At 48.2% G+C, this 272-nt stretch carries 1 protein-coding gene; it reads left to right on the top strand.

What is annotated here, in order from left to right:
* Positions 1-272, top strand: a 272-nt coding sequence (locus CH339_RS25675; protein WP_210207405.1) for a geranylgeranylglyceryl/heptaprenylglyceryl phosphate synthase, incomplete at both ends; no start/stop codon positions are given.

A 272-nucleotide genomic window follows, 5' to 3' on the forward strand; every position in this document is an offset into this window, starting at 1 on the left:
AACAGCAGGGATACAGACTGGATTGCCGGCTTACATAAAAAGGCGATGAAAGAATACGGCGAGCTGATGTCGCCGGAAGAGATTGTTGTTGAAGGGTACTGTATTTTGAATCAGGACTGCAAGGCTGCCGCTTTGACGAACGCAGATACCGAGCTTGACATTGAGGATATTAAAGCGTACGCCCGCGTAGCTGAACATCTTTTCCGCCTTCCGGTCTTTTATCTTGAATACAGCGGCATGCTGGGTGATTCAGAGACCGTTAAGGAAACGAA

This window comes from Rhodobium orientis, assembly GCF_003258835.1.
GTDB lineage: Bacteria > Pseudomonadota > Alphaproteobacteria > Rhizobiales > Rhodobiaceae > Rhodobium > Rhodobium orientis.